General features: G+C 35.9%; 16 protein-coding genes. 6 read left to right on the top strand and 10 right to left on the bottom strand.

The genetic code is table 11. The annotated features are described in order from the left end of the window. Window positions 1–824 precede the first annotated feature (824 nt). Window positions 825–1,649 carry a C40 family peptidase gene (locus ACHUFV_RS16040; protein WP_394235857.1) on the bottom strand — a complete coding sequence of 275 codons (825 nt, stop codon included), beginning with the start codon at window positions 1,647–1,649 and terminating at the stop codon, window positions 825–827. A 540-nt stretch (window positions 1,650–2,189) separates the two neighbouring features. Between ACHUFV_RS16040 and istA the strand changes: the two genes are divergently transcribed. Both istA and istB read left to right on the top strand, forming a co-directional pair. Further along, window positions 2,190–3,443 (top strand): IS21 family transposase, encoded by a 1,254-nt coding sequence (istA, locus tag ACHUFV_RS16035; protein ID WP_394235855.1) that lies wholly within the window; start codon window positions 2,190–2,192, stop codon window positions 3,441–3,443. Further along, window positions 3,440–4,201 (top strand): IS21-like element helper ATPase IstB, encoded by a 762-nt coding sequence (gene istB, locus ACHUFV_RS16030; protein ID WP_394235853.1) that lies wholly within the window; start codon window positions 3,440–3,442, stop codon window positions 4,199–4,201. Before istA ends, istB begins: the two co-directional genes overlap by 4 nt. 65 nt (window positions 4,202–4,266) lie before the next feature. Here istB and ACHUFV_RS16025 read toward each other — a convergent pair whose 3' ends face one another. The 6 genes from ACHUFV_RS16025 to ACHUFV_RS16000 all read right to left on the bottom strand — a co-directional run bounded on the left by ACHUFV_RS16025 (window position 4,267) and on the right by ACHUFV_RS16000 (window position 8,248). Continuing rightward, complete coding sequence (locus ACHUFV_RS16025; protein WP_394235851.1) at window positions 4,267–4,632, bottom strand: hypothetical protein; 366 nt, start codon at window positions 4,630–4,632, stop codon at window positions 4,267–4,269. 127 nt (window positions 4,633–4,759) lie between these two features. Beyond that, window positions 4,760–5,497, bottom strand: coding sequence for an urease accessory protein UreH domain-containing protein (locus ACHUFV_RS16020; protein ID WP_394235850.1), 738 nt, complete (start codon window positions 5,495–5,497; stop codon window positions 4,760–4,762). A gap of 150 nt (window positions 5,498–5,647) precedes the next feature. Next, the gene (locus ACHUFV_RS16015) at window positions 5,648–5,839 is read right to left on the bottom strand and encodes a DUF2933 domain-containing protein (protein WP_394235848.1); all 192 of its coding nucleotides are present in this window, start codon (window positions 5,837–5,839) and stop codon (window positions 5,648–5,650) included. Between the two features lie 54 nt (window positions 5,840–5,893). After that, window positions 5,894–6,703, bottom strand: a complete 810-nt coding sequence (gene lgt, locus ACHUFV_RS16010) for a prolipoprotein diacylglyceryl transferase (protein WP_394235846.1) — start codon at window positions 6,701–6,703, stop codon at window positions 5,894–5,896. A 171-nt stretch (window positions 6,704–6,874) separates the two neighbouring features. Then, window positions 6,875–7,093, bottom strand: a complete 219-nt coding sequence (locus ACHUFV_RS16005) for a DUF2933 domain-containing protein (RefSeq protein ID WP_394235844.1) — start codon at window positions 7,091–7,093, stop codon at window positions 6,875–6,877. A gap of 57 nt (window positions 7,094–7,150) precedes the next feature. Continuing rightward, window positions 7,151–8,248, bottom strand: a complete 1,098-nt coding sequence (locus ACHUFV_RS16000; RefSeq protein WP_394235842.1) for a YncE family protein — start codon at window positions 8,246–8,248, stop codon at window positions 7,151–7,153. 371 nt (window positions 8,249–8,619) lie between these two features. On the opposite strand from ACHUFV_RS16000, the gene ACHUFV_RS15995 reads away from it, so the two are divergent. Next, on the top strand, window positions 8,620–10,212 hold the full coding sequence (locus ACHUFV_RS15995; protein WP_394235840.1) for a multicopper oxidase family protein: 1,593 nt from the start codon (window positions 8,620–8,622) through the stop codon (window positions 10,210–10,212). A 58-nt stretch (window positions 10,213–10,270) separates the two neighbouring features. On the opposite strand, the gene ACHUFV_RS15990 is transcribed toward ACHUFV_RS15995, so the two are convergent. After that, window positions 10,271–10,783 (bottom strand): hypothetical protein, encoded by a 513-nt coding sequence (locus ACHUFV_RS15990; RefSeq protein ID WP_394235838.1) that lies wholly within the window; start codon window positions 10,781–10,783, stop codon window positions 10,271–10,273. Between the two features lie 745 nt (window positions 10,784–11,528). Between ACHUFV_RS15990 and ACHUFV_RS15985 the strand changes: the two genes are divergently transcribed. From ACHUFV_RS15985 to ACHUFV_RS15975, 3 genes are all read left to right on the top strand, one after another. Next, on the top strand, window positions 11,529–12,323 hold the full coding sequence (locus ACHUFV_RS15985) for an AraC family transcriptional regulator (protein ID WP_394235836.1): 795 nt from the start codon (window positions 11,529–11,531) through the stop codon (window positions 12,321–12,323). A gap of 333 nt (window positions 12,324–12,656) precedes the next feature. Beyond that, window positions 12,657–14,969: a copper amine oxidase gene (locus tag ACHUFV_RS15980; protein WP_394235834.1), complete on the top strand. Its 2,313-nt coding sequence runs from the start codon at window positions 12,657–12,659 to the stop codon at window positions 14,967–14,969. A gap of 97 nt (window positions 14,970–15,066) precedes the next feature. Next, entirely contained in the window at window positions 15,067–16,536 is a 1,470-nt protein-coding gene (locus ACHUFV_RS15975) for an aldehyde dehydrogenase family protein (protein WP_394235832.1), read from the top strand. Window positions 16,537–16,801: 265 nt separating this feature from the next. Here the strand turns inward: ACHUFV_RS15975 and ACHUFV_RS15970 are convergent, their stop codons facing one another. Both ACHUFV_RS15970 and ACHUFV_RS15965 read right to left on the bottom strand, forming a co-directional pair. Continuing rightward, window positions 16,802–17,524, bottom strand: coding sequence for a hypothetical protein (locus tag ACHUFV_RS15970; RefSeq protein WP_394235830.1), 723 nt, complete (start codon window positions 17,522–17,524; stop codon window positions 16,802–16,804). 162 nt (window positions 17,525–17,686) lie between these two features. Continuing rightward, window positions 17,687–18,739, bottom strand: coding sequence for an inorganic phosphate transporter (locus tag ACHUFV_RS15965; protein WP_394235829.1), 1,053 nt, complete (start codon window positions 18,737–18,739; stop codon window positions 17,687–17,689). Window positions 18,740–18,975: the final 236 nt, after the last annotated feature.

The raw sequence follows: 18,975 nt of genomic DNA, 5'->3' as shown, positions 1-18,975 counted from the left end.
ACTTCGGACTCAATCTTGCTTTTTTTGCTCTTTCTTGTCCGAAGTTCACTCGACTTCGAACCCAATCTTGTTTTTTTTGCTCTTTCTTGTCCGAAGTTCACTCGACTTCGGACTCAATCTTGCTTTTTTTGCTCTTTCTTGTCCGAAGTTCACTCGACTTCGAACCCAATCTTGTTTTTTTGCTCTTTCTTGTCCGAAGATGACTCGGCTTCAGACTAAATCTTGCTTTTTTGCTCTTTCTTGTCCGAAGATGACTCGGCTTCAGACTAAATCTTGCTTTTTTCTGCTCTCCCTTGTCCGAAGTTTACACACCTAATCTACCTTCACCTAACAAAATCGATTGGGTTCTTTTGTGCCAATAAAATTGATAAACAAATGGCAGGAACTTCGGGAAAAGGTTTCGTCCAAGTGTTCATAAGTGAATGAAGGATTGAGGAACCCGTCCCCCTGGTTCTCCCAGTGTTCATAGGTGAATGGAACCGAGGAACCCGTCCCCTTGGTCTAGTTAAAAAGCTCTCTCAATAAACCAAACTAGTCCAAAGGCTAGAATAGCTACTGAGGTACCTGGAATTACCCATTTAACAGGTTTGAAGGTAAATTTTTTTTAGACAATACCAACTTCACCATTTTCTTCTTCCACATTAAAGGTCGCAAGACTTAATAAGTCTTGCACATCTACTTAAATCAAAAAACCTTGGATTTTATCCAAGGTCTCTTATGTATTAATAAATACGTTTCAGAAGCTAAGCTACAAGAAGATTTTAAAACTACTGCTGGCTATTTTTATTTGAATTTATTAATAGATTCCATTCTGACAATCTTAATTAAAATACTCTTTTAATGCTATTAAAATGTGACTTCCAATAGGAATTATCTAAGCTTTTAATTGAGACACCATTGTCTGATGCAGAGATAAATTGATTGTTTCCTAAGTAAATCCCTACATCAGAAACACCAGATTTATAGGTATTTTCAAAGAATATGAGATCACCCGCTTGAGGACTGTTTACATTCTTGGAACGATTATAAAAACCTACTGCATCTAGACGAACGATATTCATACCTGCTTGTTTATATACATAGGAAACAAAGCCGCTGCAATCAAATCCTGCAGGCGTGGTACCGCCCCATGTATACGGTGTACCAATTAAACCTTTGGCAATACTAATTACTTTATTCACATCATAACCAGCATAAGTTGTTGGTGCTACATTAGTTATAATAGGAGAAGAATTACTACTATTAGAAACAGGTGCACCACTAACATTCAATGTGCTGCCTGCATAAATTAATCCTGTATTTAAGTTGTTCCAGGCCATTAGATCAGCAACCGTTACGTTAAATTGCCGAGAAATTGAAAACAACGTATCACCAGCTTTGATCGTGTATGAGGTTGAAGTTTTTGTGCCAGAAGTAATTGGTGAAATGGAAGCCACTTCAAGCACTTGATTCGGATAAATAATAGTATTAGTTAAATTATTTGCATTTTTTATGTCCTCAACTGATGTACCATACTTTTGCGAGATAGACCACAAAGAGTCCCCTTTTTGTACTGTGTAGGAAGCTGCTTCCGTTATACCGGCCCCAAACATGAACGATGCCATTGAAAAACTTGCTACAATAGAAAAAAACTTTTTCTTGCTGTTCAAAATATGAATCCTCCTAATATACTATGTAGATTATTATTTTATTTGAGATTGATATAGCTTCTCTATTAACTTTTTACTTTATTAGAATAGTGTTTAAATATCGAGAAATTTAGCGTTTTTCATTTCAATTTTATTACAAAATAATTTTATTCCTGTTTCATTTAGTATAATTTTAATGATTTCAGTTTTTCCTTAACTCAACCAAAGAAAAAAGGCTGATCAATAATGCGACCAGCTTCAAAAAATGATTCTATTTCCCTAAAACTTACTAGCTCATTCCCTTTAGGAAACAACAGTAGAGAATATCTCGAGAGAATCACTTTTTACGTAAAAAAAGAAGAGGTTATGCTCACTTAACTTCTTGCGAGTTGTCCTCTTCTTTTTTCTATACCAAAACATTAATTTTTGATGACAGTTATCCTTATTATTTAACATTGTTAACAACGGTGATAAAATCCCCAATATAAACGGTTAAAAATTCCCCAAAAATAACGGATAATTGTCTCGATACTATAACTTTTTTGAGTGGAGAGACATTAGATGATTGAGATAGGGGAATTTTTTATGATTAAAGAACTTTACCAAAAAGGATGGACAATTAGCGCAATCTCTGAAGAGACAGGCTTTGATCGTAAGACTATTCGAAAATACATAAACCAGTCCACCTTGCCTGAATATCAAAAACGAAAGCGAAAAGATACAAAAGGAAAATTAGAAGATTACGAGGATTATTTACTCCAAAGGTTAAAGGAAGGTACTACAAACTGTGTGGTACTTCTTGAAGAGATTACGTCTATGGGCTATGAAGGAAAAATGACCATTCTTAGAGACTTTATTAGGGAATACAGACATAAACCAAATAAACAATCTAGTATACGGTTTGAGACACCTCCAGGTGTTCAAGCACAAATGGATTGGGGTGAGCTAGGAGAACGCACCATTGACGATAAATTACAGAAGCTTTATGTCTTTGTCATGGTACTTGGATTTTCACGTATGAAATATATGGAGATCACAACGAGTATGGACTTAGAACAACTTATGAAGTGCCATATGAACGCTTTTGCTTATTTCAATGGTGTGCCCAAGCAAATACTATATGACAACATGAAAACAGTGGTTACAAAACACTCTCCTGCAGAGATCCGATTTAACAGGAAGTTCGAGGAATTTCTAGCCTATTATGGAATTGTTCCAAAAGCTTGTAAGCCAGCTAGGCCACAAACAAAAGGTAAGGTTGAAAGTGCAGTTGGCTATTTAAAGAAGAATTTTATGCAGAGGAAACTAGAACCTTCATTAGTAAAAATGAATGAAAGCTTACAGATTTGGTTAGATACTGTGGCTAATAAGAAGCCCAATCAGACAACTAAAGAAGCTCCATTTGAAAGGTTCCATACTGAACAAGAGCATCTTCTAAATTGGAACGAACGCCCAATCTTCCCAATAAATAAGTGGACTGAGACAACGGTCAGTTTACAAGGGTTAATAGATTACGATGAGAAGCAATATTCAGTTCCAATGAGGTTTAAGGGACAAAGAGTAAAGATAAAGCAAACTTTAAATCACCATATCGAGATATATAGTGATTTAGAATGTATAGCTTCCTATCCTCTTATTACCGGAAAAGCGAAATCATTAACACAAATGGATCATTATAGAGAAAAAGAAAAAAAGGAGAAAATCGTGACTACAAACGGTTTGGCGACCAGTCACAATCCTCTCCTAGCACCTAAAGTGGAACATCGTTCCCTTCAAGTTTATGAAGAACAGTCAAAAGCAGGTGAAAACAATTGAATAACGAGCTCTTAACTGAACGTTTACTCCAAGTAGGCTTTACTATTACTGCTCAACAAATTGAAGCAATATTAGAAGATGCCTCTAAAGATAATGTACCATATTCTGAGTTTCTAGACACTATTTTAAAACAAGAAATTCATCTATTAGAAAGCAATGCTTTAGAAAGGCGAATTAATAAAGCCAAATTACCTTATCACAAGAGAATTGAGGACTTTGACTTTTCCTTCCAAACTAGTGTTAGTGAAAAGAGAATTAAAGAGATAATGACTTGTAGATTTATTAATAATGGGGATAATATTCTACTCCTGGGTCCACCGGGAGTAGGAAAAACTCATATTGCGATTGGATTAGCTCTAGAAGCTCTGAACCAGGGATACACAGCATACTATACGCGATGTGATGATTTTATTACTATGTGTAAACGAGCCGAAGAAAGAGGAACCATAAATAGATTAGTCAATAAATTATCAAAATCCAACGTACTAATTTTGGATGAGATGGGATACTTCCCCTTCGATGAATTAAGTGCAAACCTCCTCTTCCAAATCATCTCGAAGAGATATGAGGAAGGCTCTATTATTATTACATCAAACAAATCTTACTTAGAGTGGGGGAAAATCTTTGGAGATGATGTTCTGGCAACCGCTGTTTTAGATCGGCTGCTTCATCACTCCACTACTTTTAATATGAAAGGAGAATCTTATCGATTAAGGGAAAAACAAAAAGCTGGGATTCAACCATTAGGAGTAAAGTGATGATAATGGGGATTATTCAGCCGTTGAAATTGGGGAAAATTAATCCGTTGTTGACAACATAGTAGTTAGGATAAAAATTTGAGCAATGTAATCATCAAGATAAAGATAAAACCAATGCTCACAAAAAAATAACTAATTCCCTTTAAATCCTCTTTCTTTTGTCTTTTACCATATTCTTTATAAGTAATTTCTCCTTTTGAAAACATTAACCCATTATCATCAGGCTTTACATAATAAAGTCTGCCGTCCTTATCCTCAAGAATGACTTTAGTAATTAAATCCTTCCCATTCCAATGATCATTTTGTTGATTAACGCTTAAGTCACTTACTCCCGAAGCATCTACTCCTACCACTCTATATACTGAGTTTTTTCGTATCTCCTCACTAATCCGATAGGCCTGTTGTTCAATGAAATTATTAGAAATACACACAACGGCACCTCACAATTATTTTAATTCGTTTGTTCATGACGTGGCATAACACTTAATATGAGATATTCTATGCATGATCCCCTTTAACTTCTTATAATCCTATATATTTACCAAAAACACAAACTCTTCAAATACCCCAGTAAGTGATTGTGTCTAAAATTCCTAGAATAACCATAATCAATCCGGCTATTTTTTGAACGATAGCCCCAGTCTTTCTCCCCTTCTTTTTCATCAACTTTCCGTTAAGTTCGAAATACCAAATAAGACTAATGGCTATCAGTAAAGGTAAAGACGTCCCGATTGCAAAAACTGCCGGAAGAACCGCTCCATAGGAAACAGACAAAGAAATTGGCATAAGGGTAATGAAAAACAAAACAAACATGGTAGGACAGAATCCTAGTGTAAAACTTACACCCATAAGAAATGCACCTAAATTTCCTTTTTTAAAAAGCTTTTCTGGTATGCTTCCAAAGGAGATTGATTTATAGAATTTGATGACATTCAACATAAAAAGGCCAATGATGACTAATATTGGTCCTACAATTTTTCTAATCCACGGAAAATATTGTGTTAGAACAGACTTTACTTCACTTCCTACTATCCAAACAATAATACCCAATAAAGAAAAAACAACGATTTTTCCTAGTATGAAAAATAATATTTCAGTCCACGCCATTTGTTTCTGGACCGACTTATTTCCATATACCATAAAGGCACCTAAATTTCCCGTGAATTGGCAAGGTGCCAATGCTCCAATAACGCCTAGCAATAAGGCAAATAAAATTGGTATCCCATCCACTCTGCTGACCATATTTAAGAATGGCTGACTTAGGAAATTGCTCATTTGGCTAAGAAATTGATACATTTTTATGACTCCTTTGATTTCATTAGCGCCTAATTTTGTTAATATTACTATTTATTTTAAAACTCGAATAGGGAAAAGTTATGCAGATGGGAGAAATTACATTTCAAAAGTTAAAAGCCATTACCAAACTAAAGGAAATGGCTTTTGATTTTACGATTCTTTTTTTACCAAAGCTGACAGAGTATCTAATTCATTTCTTAGTTTTTTATTTTCTAGCTCCAAATTGGAAACCTTCGAATCCATACCTTTTGATGCATTTGAATCCTTATGTCCATGTCCCCTCATGCCAAACATCATAAAAATCATCATAAGAGGGCAGATTAGCGTCAATAACCATTCCATTACATTCACTCCCTAGAATCATAAATAATAATAAGCTAAGAAAATACTATTCAATTAACCTTCTGCATATCGATACTTTGCGTAGTCTTTTGAACGTCTAAACCAAATTAGAAAAATTGAAACACCAATTAATACTAGTGATATAACTTGCGCTATTCTCAACGAATCTGTCAGCATTAAACTATCCGTTCTTAACCCTTCTACAAAGAATCTTCCGATAGAATACCAGATTACATATAAAAGAAATAATTCTCCCCGTTTTGGCTGGAATTTTCGTAGAATAATCAAAATAACAAACCCTGCTATATTCCAAAGTGATTCATATAAGAATGTAGGGTGGTAATAAGCTCCATCTATATACATTTCATTGATAATAAACTTTGGTAGATTTAGATTTTCTAAAAAGGATCTTGTGACCTCCGTTCCATGAGCTTCCTGATTCATGAAGTTTCCCCAACGGCCAATCGCTTGTCCAAGAATAATACTTGGTGCCACAATATCAGCCAGCTTCCAAAACGATATCCCCCTCCTTTTTGCAAATATTACTGCTGTTAGGGTTGCTCCAATTAATGCACCATGTATGGCAATTCCGCCTTCCCAGATTGCAATAATTTCTCCTGGATATTGAGAATAATAATCCCACTCAAAAATGACATAATATGTTCTAGCACTAATAATTGAAATGGGGATAGCCCAAAGTAACATATCAGAAATAATATCCTGAGGAAGACCTAATTTCTTTGACTCCTTTGTCGCTAGCAGCCAACCTACTAATATTCCCATTCCAATAATAATCCCGTACCAGTATATGGTGAATGGGCCCAATTCAATGGCTATTCTATCCAATGGCTGTATAGTTCCCATACAATTCGTTCACCTCTGTACATTTTTCAAAAAATAAGTTTAACAATAACTTACATCATTAATATCGAGATTTTATGCAGAATTAAATAGATTTTATAGATTTTTCTTAATTACACCGTATCTTATTAAACAAAAACCGCTGCCTTCCTATTAGGCAACGGATTTTTTGTTTTATGAACCTTTTTTCACCATTGATGCAAGTGCTTCTATTTCTTGTCTCAGCTTAGCATTCTCAATCTCTAAATTGGATATTTTCGTATCCATTCCCTTTGAACAATGCGATTCATGATTCTGATGCTTATGACCGTGTCCATGTCCTTTCATACAGAATATCATCATCAACGGACATACCAATATAAGTAAATATTTTAACCATTCCAAGAATATCACTCCTTATTATTTTCTTTATCATACTGAGAAAAAAAGGAGATTTTATGGAGATTCTAATTATTTATTATTTTTCATAATGGTAATCCCATTTGGTATTTCCCCAACTTCGATTGTATCAATTACTTTCATTTGTGCATTATCAATCACAGATACTGTATTCTCAAACATGTTTGTTACATATAACCTTTTGTTATCAGAACTTGTCACCACTCCATGTGAACCTTTTCCTGTTTCAATTGTGGAGGTTACCTTTTTCGAAGCAAGCTCAACAACTGAAACTGAATGGGATGGTGCGTCTTTAGTGCCCTGATTCGCTACAAAGGCAAAATGATTAGTAGAATCAATATATACTTGAGCAGGTCCATTACCGACTGGCACCTTCACTACCTTTTCTGTCTCAAGGTCAACTATAGCAAGCATATTTTCCTCATTAAGCGTTACAACTAGTGTTTTACCATCTGAAGTTATGCCTGTAGTAACTGGAGTAGAACCAACGGTTATTTTCTTTTCTTCCTTCATTGTTTTTAGATCCAGTACACTAACAGTATCTTCACCCATATTGGCAATATAGGCCTTTTGACTATCCGCAGAAATTCTAAAACCATGTGGTCCATTTCCTGTATTAATGGTTTGAATTACTCTAAAGCTTTCTGTATCGATAACAGAAACATTATTATCTTCATTATTTGTGACCAAGGCATATTTCCCATCCTCTGTAAATACGATATGTGCTGGATGATTACCCACTTCAACCTTTTTTAACAGTTCATTCGAATTCGTGTCATAGAACAATGTCAGTCCGTTCATTTCCATCGAACCACCACCATGATTCATTTCCGGAACAACGGTTGCACCAAGGATTTCTCCATTTGAGGAAACCTGAACATTATGAACGGCTCCTTCGGCGGCAATCTGATCCACTACCTCATTAGAGGCTGCATCGATTTTCGAGATGCTTCCTCCCTCATTAGCAGTGAAATAATATTGATTACTTGGACCCTCTGATGATTTATCCTCTGTTGCCTCTGTCGAAGGATTATTCTCTTTTTTACTTTCGTTTGATTCAGAGTCCTGGTTTGAACCAGCACTACAACCGACTAGAAATACCGCTAGTATGAGAATTATAGTAACTAAATGTAATTTAATTTTATTCATTTATTGTTTCCTCCTTTTAATATTAATTCTAATCATAAGGACTCGGGTGACTTATAAGTGTGAACTACTTCACATCTGTAAAAATAGAATAATCACTTAGGAAGATTCTGTGAAAATCCTTAAAAACTGCATAACTAACTATTAGAATAGATGTTTTTTCGTTAGATATATCATAGTTATCGTTTCCTTTATTAAATTTCAAAATACATCCACTGCTAACTAACAATTTTTGATCTCACTGTGAATCAACTCTTTTTATTCAGGCTAAGTGATATTAATCATATATTTTATTAATTTCGTCACAAAATCCATCAATTCTGCAAATTTGCCAACTATAATGATTTTTGAAAATAATATTTGGGGGTATTTTAATGAATCTCAAGCTCACAGCATTATTCTTATTTATGATTCTTTTATTGACCGCCTGTTCCTCAAATGAAAGTAAGGAAATTAAAAAAGAGGAATCTAAGCAAGAAAAAACCGAAGCTACTGAAAAAGCAACAAACGTAGACGGAATTCAAACAACTAGTACTGAAATATTGACAGGCAATGAATTTACACTTGTAGCAAAGGAAGCTAGACATCAATTAAACAGCGAAGTTACAGTAGATGCATATACATTTAACGGTTCTGTACCCGGCTCACAAATCCGTGTGACCGAGGGTGAAAAGGTTACAATCCATTTTAAAAATGAATTACCTGAAGCCACATCCATTCACTGGCATGGCATTACAGTACCGAATGCAATGGACGGAATTCCCGGTGTAACACAAAATGCCGTTCAACCAGGAGAAAGCTTTACATATGAATTTACTGCATCTGTACCGGGAACTTATATGTACCATACCCATCAAAACGCTGTAAACCAAATGGATAAAGGGCTTTACGGTTCTTTCATTGTTGAGCCAAAAGAGAAAACATATGATCGTGATTATACTCTTATGTTAGATGAATGGATGAGTAATCCAGAAGAAACGATGAGCAATATGGAGGGCATGGATCATAGTAATATGGCTGGTATGGATCATAGTAATATGACTGCAACAGATTCTAACAATGGCTCGGAAACTCAAGAAAATAGCAACAGCATGAGCCATGACATGAGTAACTATGACATTTTTACAATAAACGGTAAAAGTGGAGATGCAATTGAACCGTTAAAAGTAAAAGAAGGTGAAACTGTAAGGATACGCTTAGCTAATATTGGCTACCTTTCTCACAACATACATCTGCATGGTCATAATTTTAAAGTGGTAGCGATAGATGGACAGGATTTGAGTGAACCTCAGGAAATCATGGATCAATTGATTTCCATTGCACCTGGTGAGCGTTATGACATTGAGTTTACAGCAGATAATCCCGGAAAATGGTATCTTGAGTGCCACAGCGATATGGAAGGCAAAGAGGGTATGAAGACAATAATTCAATATGAAGGAAGTAAGGATTCAGAAGATCAATCCAATCAGGATGAAACTTTACCACGCTTCAATTATACGAACTATGGCAGTTCGCAAAATACAGGATTCTCTCTTGATCAAGAGTATGACGTGGAATACACAATGGATCTTAACGGGAACAATATGGATAATGTTTGGTCCATCAATGGAAAGTCATTCCCAAGCATTGACGGTCTTACTATTAATGAAGGTGATTTGGTAAAGGTAAAATTGGTTAATCATTCGCCAACAGGAGTAAATCACCCCATGCATTTACATGGTCACTCATTCCAAGTATTGAGTAAAAATGGTCAGCCGCTTCAGGGCTCCCCCGTTGTCAAGGATACCATTAATTTAGAGCCTGGTGATGAATACATCGTGGCTTTTGAAGCGAATAATCCGGGCAATTGGTTGTTCCACTGTCATGATCTTCACCATGCCACAGCAGGTATGGTTGATATAATCAAATATGACGGTTTCCAACCAAACTTTACAGTTAACCCAAACGCTAATAATAAACCTGAGTAGTAAGTTTATAAGAAAGAGGCAGCTAGTTAATTAGCTGCCTCTTGCCAATTGCAATGTTTTACTTTAATTTCTCCCATTCAAATACCCTTGAAGGGATATTATCAATATTTTTAATTTCTAGAGTCACGTTATCCTCCATTACTGGACCCATCCATTTTAAATACCCAACCAAATGATGAGAATCTTTGCTTGATAATTCCCATTCAAATTCTCCTGCAGTAGTGTTCGTTGCTCCAAATGACAACTCCGCTAACTCGTTTAGTTGATATTGAAGTAAATCTACCGAGTGTGTATTCATAACAATTTCAAATACCAACTCATCTGATGAACTCTTTTCAGGCAATGGAGTAACTTCAATCCCGACAGCACCCTGCGAATCGATTCTAGTTAAAGTCGACTCTGTCCCTTCATCAGCTTTTGCATTTACTTGCTCTGAATCTTTTATCTGATTAACAGTTGTTTTTTCCTTGGCTGCTGATTCGGTTGAACCTAGCTGTCCTATATAAAACCATCCGAAAAAAAGAATAATAGCAATAGCCCCACCCATCAATAAAACCTTCTTTATATTCACTTAAGATCATCCTTTCAAATTCCTGTTAAGAGGATAATCTCAAACAAATATGCAGATATCATTGAAAAGATATGTATTTTTCATGACCAATATAATATAAAGAGAATGCTAATAAACTATTAACTGGTGGCTTGTTATGCTCAAACTCTAATCTTATTGATGTTGAAGTATGTATATAAAGATTAATTTTATATTATGGTTTTAAACGATGCGTTTCCATTTCCTTTCGTGAATAATTCTCCTCATTATGAATAATCATTTTTTCTCTCCTCTCACATTAATATTCTTATTTTTGAAATATCCGGAATATAAATATAACAAATAAATTTATAACCAAAAATTATTTGTTATATTTTTTATTAATAAGGACTTCTCGAATTGATAATACCTATGAATATATTGGTCGTTGTCAGAATAAACAAGCATAACCTATTAATTATTATTTAATCTAAAATACTTTTATTTACAATTCCTTTTTTAATTAAAGCCCTAATTATAAAATATACTATATCGTAATAATATTTTTTACTGTATTTAAACAAAAAATCTATTGAAATTTTTTGTTACCTTCTGAAATCTCTTGATTATATGTATTACACTTTTTTCACGAAAGAACAAAATATTTAATTTTCAGAATATATTGACTAATTAATATTACTCATATAAACTAGTGTCAAAAACTTACTAACTAATACGGAAAAATGAATCATACAAACATATAACAGCAAAAGGAGCATCCAAGACAATGATGACTAAATTAGAAAACCAGTTCATCCCCATCCAGCCTGGATTAGAAGAATACTCAGCCTATTATTTTGAAAAAAAGGAAGTTGATATTCTGAATCATACCGTTGTCTTATATTATCAGCTGCAATTAAAGAACGATTCAAACAAACCAGTTATGATTGAACCAGATGGCTGCATCGACATCATGTTCAGCTGCAATGACACAAAACCTCAAGCCACCGTCTATGGAAGCTTTCTAGAAAAAAGACCTTTTCAATTACAATCAGGGCAAGAATATTTCGGAATACGGTTTATTCCTAATCATGATGCAAAGAATTTTTATTTTTCCATGAAAGAAATTACTAGTAAAGACATTTGTTTAGTAGATTTACTTAATTTAGATCCTAATATTATTGAACTAATTATTAGAGAAAAAAACTTTTATGAGCGTATAAAATTGTACAAAGAATTAATCGGGAGTAAGCTTCTATCCGATAGCTCTACTCAAAGAGTAGTTCGATATGCAATCAATAGAATCTATTCTACAAAAGGAAATATTAATATCAATAATCTAGCGGAAGAAATCGGTTATTCTCCAAGGTATTTACATAAACAGTTTGACCAGCATGTTGGTCTTTCACCTAAATTATTCAGCCGAATTACTAGATATCAGTATTCTTTATTTATGCTATTAAACAATCACTCTTTAATGGATGTTATTAGACAGACTGGTTATTATGATCAAGCACATCTCATCAATGAATGGAAAAAAATCGGGAATATTACACCAAAACAATTATTAAAAGGAATATGACTTACGTGTGTGATCTTTTTCATATTCCCTATCTTTAATGCCTATTTTCTGTCTCTTAATCATGTAACCTTATAGATAGACAACCAGATCAAAAATGCCACTAATTATCAAAATTAATTCTCATAGATGTCCCCTAGGAAACGAACAAATATGGGATTAAAAACTATATCAACCACATAAAAAGGCCTATATCTCTTCAAAGATATGGGTCTTTATTATTTTCCTTAATCCATCTTTAATGTTCTGATTTTTACAATAATTCTTAAAATTAATTTTATATGATACATTTATTAAATTTTTAAATTATAACAAGGAAGGGAGTTGTGTTGGACAATGCAGAAAGGATTTAAAAGATATTCTATCATTACTGCAGCTATGTTTCTTACCTGTAATCTTTTTCCGTTAACGGGGAGCCATAAGGCATCAGCTCACGGCGGAGAGCCAGAATTAGTACAGTTAGAAACGGCTTTGGAATCAACTGACGCCAAAATAAAATCTAATTTTTGGAGTCTATTCACAGACACAGTCACCATCGAAAAAGACAATACGGTCATCAAGATTAAACCTAATTCCAACATAGCAAAAGTGAATGAAGAAGAAGTGACACTAGATACGGCTGTTACTGAGAAAAAGGACAAACTCTACGTGTCACATGATTTTGTCAATGAAGTTTTCCCAGAACCGAAGCAAACTTTTCAAATAAAAAAAGGGGAACATCCACTTGATCCGTTAACATCTAAAGAAATTGAAACAACCGTAAATGTATTGAAAAAGGAAGGGAAATACAAGGATAGTCTCCGTTTTACAGAAATTACTCTAAAACTGCCAGAAAAACAAAAAGTATGGGCCTGGAAGATGGAAGGCAAGAAAAAAGAAACCTTCGCCAGAAAAGCAGAGTTCATCGCATTAGACGGGAAGCAAGTCATTGAAGGTGAAGTGGACTTGTCATCAAAGAAGCTTAATTCCTGGAATGAGATTGAAGGTGTCCATGGTATGGTCATCATAGATGATTTTGCCGCAGTTCAAAATGCTATTGAAACAAGTGCCGAGTTTGCTGAAGCACTAAAAAAACGAAATATAGATGACCCTAAAAAAGTTGTCAGCACACCATTAACCGTTGGCTATTTTGAAGGCGAAGACGGCCTTGAACATGATAAACGCCTCCTAAAGGTAGTATCCTACCTAAATACTGGTGACGGAAATTTCTGGGCCCACCCAATTGAAAATCTAGTCGCTACCGTTGATCTTGAAAAGAAGGAAGTCATTAAGGTCGAAGATGAAGGGGTCATTCCGGTTCCAATGCAGTTAAATGCATACGACGGAAGAGACTATTCTGAAAAGGTCGATGTCAAACTATTGAACATAACAGAACCGAAAGGAAAAAATTATGAAATAAAGGGAAATAACATCAGCTGGAACAATTGGGATTTCCATTTACGCCTTGATACACGTGTTGGACCAGTGTTATCAACGGTCACTTTCAAAGACAAGGATAAGCCAAGAAAAATTATGTATGAAGGATCATTAGGTGGAATGATTGTTCCATATGGTGATCCCGATGTAGGCTGGTACTTCAAATCCTATCTAGATGCCGGAGATTATGGAATGGGCCAATTGACCTCACCGCTTGAATTAGGAACCGATGTACCGGAGAATGCTGTACTTCTTGACGCCACCATTGCAGATAACTCTGGAAATCCTTATACCATTAAAAATGCTATTGCTATCTTCGAACAATATGCAGGCCCTGAATATAAGCATGCTGATCTTGCCACTTTTACCGAGGAAAACCAAAGTCGCGAGCGCAGAGAATTAGTTGTACGTTGGATTAGTACAATTGGAAACTATGATTATATTTTTGATTGGGTTTTATCACAAAACGGTACGATCAAAATTGATGTGGGCGCATCTGGTATTGAAGCTGTTAAAGGAGTTTTATCGAAAACCATGCATGATGAAACAGCAAAGGATGACACCAAATACGGTACATTAATCGATAACAACATCGTTGGAACGACTCATCAGCATATTTATAATTTCCGACTTGATTTAGACGTCGACGGAGAAAACAATACGTTGACAGAAATTAATCCAAAAGTCGAAAGCAATACAGAGGGTGGACCTCGAAAAAGTGTTATGGTGACAGAGCAAAAAACCATAACAACCGAACAGGAAGCAATCCAAAAATTTGATCCTTCTACGATTCGCTTGTTGAGCAACTACAATAAAGAAAATAAAGTAGGTAATCCTGTTTCTTATCAAATTATCCCATTTGCTGGTGGAACTCATCCAATTGCCAAGGGTGCCCTATTCAGTGAAGATGATTGGCTCTTAAACCGTGTCAACTTCATGGATAAACAAATCTGGGTGACAAATTATGATCCAAACGAGCGATATCCGGAAGGAAAATATCCAAATCGAAGCAAAACAGATACTGGATTAAAGCAATTTACAGCTGATAATAGTTCCATTGACAATACTGATAATGTTGTCTGGATGACAACGGGTGCCACACATGTTGCTCGAGCTGAGGAATGGCCAATGATGCCGACAGAATGGGTCCATGCCATGTTAAAACCATGGAATTTCTTTGACCGGACACCAACGCTTGATTTGCCGAAAAAAAATACCGAAGAACAAAAATAAGGATATGGGGCTGGCTTTCTTTTTAAGACAAGCCCCTTCCTTCTATCACACATAAAGCACTAGCATTTTTATTAAAAAGCACGAGGGGGAATTTAGAATGAAACAGTATCAATTATTTATAAACGGAAAATGGGTTGATGCCCTTTCTGGAAAAACATTTGAATCAATTAATCCAGCAACGAAAGAAGTCAATGCCATTGTCGCCGAAGCGGATCGTGAGGATGTAGATTTAGCTGTGAAGGCAGCCCGTAATGCATTCGAATCAGGTCCTTGGTCAGATATGGCACCAAGTGATCGAGGCAGATTATTGTATAAGGCTGCTCAAGTACTTTGGGAAAAAGCAGATTTCCTAGCTGAAACGGAATCAAAAGATAACGGGTTGCCAATTAACGAAACGAAGTATATCGCGATACCCGCTATGATTGATGTTTTGGAATTTTATGCGGGTCTTGCCAATAAGGTTCAAGGAAGCACTCTTGCCTCACCACACAACCGATTTAACTATACATTAAAAGAACCTGTTGGCGTTGTTGGAGCCATTGTACCTTGGAATTTCCCTTTGATGCTTACTATGTGGAAACTTGCGCCAGCTCTGGCGGCAGGAAACACCATTGTCATCAAGCCAGCTGAACAAACACCTGTTAGTATTCTTGAGATGGTGAAACTTTTTCAAGAAGTTGGCATTCCAGATGGGGTCATCAATGTCGTGCCTGGATTTGGTAAGACGGCTGGTGATGCTCTTGCCTCGCATCCTGATGTTGATAAAATTGCGTTTACAGGTTCCACGACAACTGGTCGGTTAATCATGCAGGCTGCAAGCAAAAACTTAAAACCTATTAGTCTTGAATTAGGCGGTAAGTCACCGAATATCGTGTTTGATGATGCCCATATTGAAAATGCTGTAAACGGATCTATGTTTGGGATCTTCTTTGGCCAAGGACAAGTTTGTGCATCAGGTACAAGACTTTTTGTCCAAGAAGGCATTTACGACAAATTCATCGATTCCCTCATTAATAAAGCGCAATCCATTCGTGTCGGTAACCCTTTAGATCCATCTACCCAAATGGGACCGCAAGTGTCATTGCAGCAACTGGAAAGAATCCAGCATTATGTAGCAACTGGCCTTGAGGAAGGAGCAAATCTTGTGCTAGGCGGCCAAAGAAACAACGAAGCAGGGAACGGCTATTTCTTCACCCCTACTGTTTTTGAAAATGTAACAAATGAAATGACTATTGCCCGGGAAGAAATCTTTGGCCCTGTCCTATCCATTATCCGTTTTAAAGATGAAGAGGATGCTTTAAGATTAGCAAACGACACGGTGTATGGACTGGCTTCAGGAATTTGGACAAATGATTTAAAACGTGCACATCGAATGGCTCGAGGATTAAAAGCCGGCACTGTTTACGTCAATACATTTAGTAAGCTTGACAGTGCAGCTCCGTTTGGCGGCAGAAAGCAAAGCGGATTTGGCAGAGAGCTTGGAGTCCAAGCAATGGATATGTATACCGAAACAAAAAATGTCTGGATTGATTTAGATGACGAAGGTTTAAATTGGTACGGATTCTAATATTGACAGCTATTGCAAATTCCTATGCTTCATCCACTGGCGGTGATAGAGTAGCAAATCATACATGGGTAACAGAGCGCAAAGTAAAACCTTTTGCATAAACGATCTTCTTTTTTAGTAGAGAACAACAAAAGTGAGGGAAGAAAAAAATCGTTGTTTTTCTTCCCTCACTAATGCTTCGTTACCTGTCATTGCTTCATGACCGCAATCTGTGCTTAATAACAATGCTCATACTTAAAATTATATTATAGTAGAAAAATAAAACTCATAAATCATCTAAATACCGATGAACACAGCCATTTCCATTATTAAGTGCTAAAAAGGACAAGATGTTACCGTTGTTCTTTTTCGATAAATGATCAAAGTGATAATCCACTAATTCAAACCACCTATCTTCCTCTATATCCAATTCAGCACTTAAGTGATCGTAATGGGAAATAAGCTCGATCATTTTTTCTTTATTCATTGTTGGATGATTGGTATTTAATTTACCTTTAAATTTCATAGCATAGTAAGCAAAGACGTCATTTTCGTTAGAAATGATGTATATATGATTATTATTACTTTTATTAGAATTGTTAACCTTAGTATTATTACTGGAGAGTTCTTTTACTTCAATTTGTTCATTTTTTTTACTTTTAAAAGTTAAATGATTGGCTCCAAGTAGTGTCAGAATGACGATTTCATCCTCATTTATTTTAAAGTAACGCTTTTGCGGCAGTCCTCTATTTTCATGCTGGATTAAATTCAGTTTCACTAATTGCTTAATCGCAGTTGCCTGCTGATATTTTGATAATGTGGTGTCTTCCTTCAAATTCTCCATGGTATTGAAGAAATAGCCATCTTCCGTTAACTGACCTTTTTTAGCAAAATATTGATGTTTACTCACCAATTCAGCATACATTACAGCTGCATCCATTCCAATTGCACGGGCCAATTTTTTGTTTACCACAATACTTCCGTCTCTTCTTAACAATTCAAGTATCATTACAGATTCATCCCTTGTTTTATAGTTTTGACTCTTATGTAAAGTGGGTGAATAGTTAACTTTAATATTATTATCATATAATAAATCCAGAATGAGAAGAGGATATTTAATATGTTGAAGCAGTCTATAAAATCAGAATATACATAGAAGTACAAACCCTATTTAAAAAATCAATATGAACAGCTTGGCAATCAAGTACCCGACCAACCCACAGCAGGGGAATGTTAGCACCCAGGTTAGTACCATTTCTCGGACGATGCCCAAATTGACATTCCTGATATGTCTTGCAGCACCGACGCCCATAATCGCAGTTGTTTTGGTATGTGTTGTCGAAACCGGTATTCCACTGATCGTTGAAAGAAATAAGCACATAACTCCTGCCAAATCTGCAGAAAATCCCTGATATTTTTCCAGCTTAACTATATCCATGCCCACAGACTTGATAATGCGATAGCCACCAATGGATGTGCCAAGCCCCATAACTGAAGCACAAAATACCATTAGCCATATTGGAATGATCACTTCGGCTGTTTGCGTCTGACCCTTCGCAAGAAACATACCAAGCAAAAATACACTAATGAATTTCTGACCATCCTGTGCACCATGCATAAAAGCCATGCCTGCAGCGGACAAAATTTGAGCTTTTCTAAAAAAACCGCTCGTTTTGTGACGATCTATATCTCTAAATAAAAGTTCAACTAGCTTTACTACCACAAATCCTAGTACAAATCCAAGTGCAGTAGAAAGCACTAAACCATAGAGAACCTTGATCCATTCGGCGCCATTAATTCCAGAAAATCCTCCCTGCAAGGCAATTGCTGCTCCCGAAAGCCCCGCAATTAATGCATGGCTCTCACTTGTTGGAATACCAAATACCCATGCTGCGGTTGCCCAGAGCACAATCGCTGTCAATGCCGCACATAAAGCGACCAATGCATCATTTACATTACCGTGGAAATCGACCATACTGTAAATGGTCTCTGCCACCTTTTGATTGACCATTGTCATTGCAATTACACCAAACAGATTGAACACTGCCGCCATGAAAATAGCTGAACCCAGTCGCATTGCACGGGTGGAAACACAGGTTGCGATTGCATTGGGAGCGTCCGTCCACCCATTGACAATGATAACTCCCAATGTTAGTACGGTAGTGATGATTAATGCCGGATATATGCTTAATTCGTAAATGAAATCCAAGAACGTTATTTCCATAGGATAATACCGTCATGCAAGTATAATTTGCAATATGCCGATCGAATTTCAAGCATCATCATCATCTTCCTTCGGTTCCGATTTTCATTTCTTCCGGAGTCTTGATTCTGTTTTGCCATATCGTGTCGATCAAATGAAAGCTACTCTTAATTTCCGAATTAAGCGTCATACCGTTAATCTGCCCTGGTAGTCTTATTGTAAAATCGTAATATTTAGTAAATATACCTCTACCAAAA

Source organism: Niallia oryzisoli, from assembly GCF_043641075.1.
GTDB classification, from domain to species: domain Bacteria; phylum Bacillota; class Bacilli; order Bacillales; family Cytobacillaceae; genus Bacillus_BD; species Bacillus_BD oryzisoli_A.
The sequence above is the reverse complement of the archived record's forward strand: the minus strand, read 5'-3'. Positions and strand labels throughout refer to the sequence as shown.

Bases quoted from the DNA above. Each gene is read 5' to 3' on its own strand.
- ACHUFV_RS16000 (WP_394235842.1), bottom strand. From the start codon at position 8,248: ATGAATAAAATTAAATTACATTTAGTTACTATAATTCTCATACTAGCG.
- ACHUFV_RS15970 (WP_394235830.1), bottom strand. From the start codon at position 17,524: ATGATACTTGAATTGTTAAGAAGAGACGGAAGTATTGTGGTAAACAAA.
- lgt (WP_394235846.1), bottom strand. From the start codon at position 6,703: ATGGGAACTATACAGCCATTGGATAGAATAGCCATTGAATTGGGCCCA.
- ACHUFV_RS15995 (WP_394235840.1), top strand. From the start codon at position 8,620: ATGAATCTCAAGCTCACAGCATTATTCTTATTTATGATTCTTTTATTG.
- ACHUFV_RS16015 (WP_394235848.1), bottom strand. From the start codon at position 5,839: ATGGAATGGTTATTGACGCTAATCTGCCCTCTTATGATGATTTTTATG.
- ACHUFV_RS15985 (WP_394235836.1), top strand. From the start codon at position 11,529: ATGATGACTAAATTAGAAAACCAGTTCATCCCCATCCAGCCTGGATTA.
- ACHUFV_RS15975 (WP_394235832.1), top strand. From the start codon at position 15,067: ATGAAACAGTATCAATTATTTATAAACGGAAAATGGGTTGATGCCCTT.
- ACHUFV_RS15965 (WP_394235829.1), bottom strand. From the start codon at position 18,739: ATGGAAATAACGTTCTTGGATTTCATTTACGAATTAAGCATATATCCG.
- istA (WP_394235855.1), top strand. From the start codon at position 2,190: ATGATTGAGATAGGGGAATTTTTTATGATTAAAGAACTTTACCAAAAA.
- ACHUFV_RS16020 (WP_394235850.1), bottom strand. From the start codon at position 5,497: ATGTATCAATTTCTTAGCCAAATGAGCAATTTCCTAAGTCAGCCATTC.
- ACHUFV_RS15980 (WP_394235834.1), top strand. From the start codon at position 12,657: ATGCAGAAAGGATTTAAAAGATATTCTATCATTACTGCAGCTATGTTT.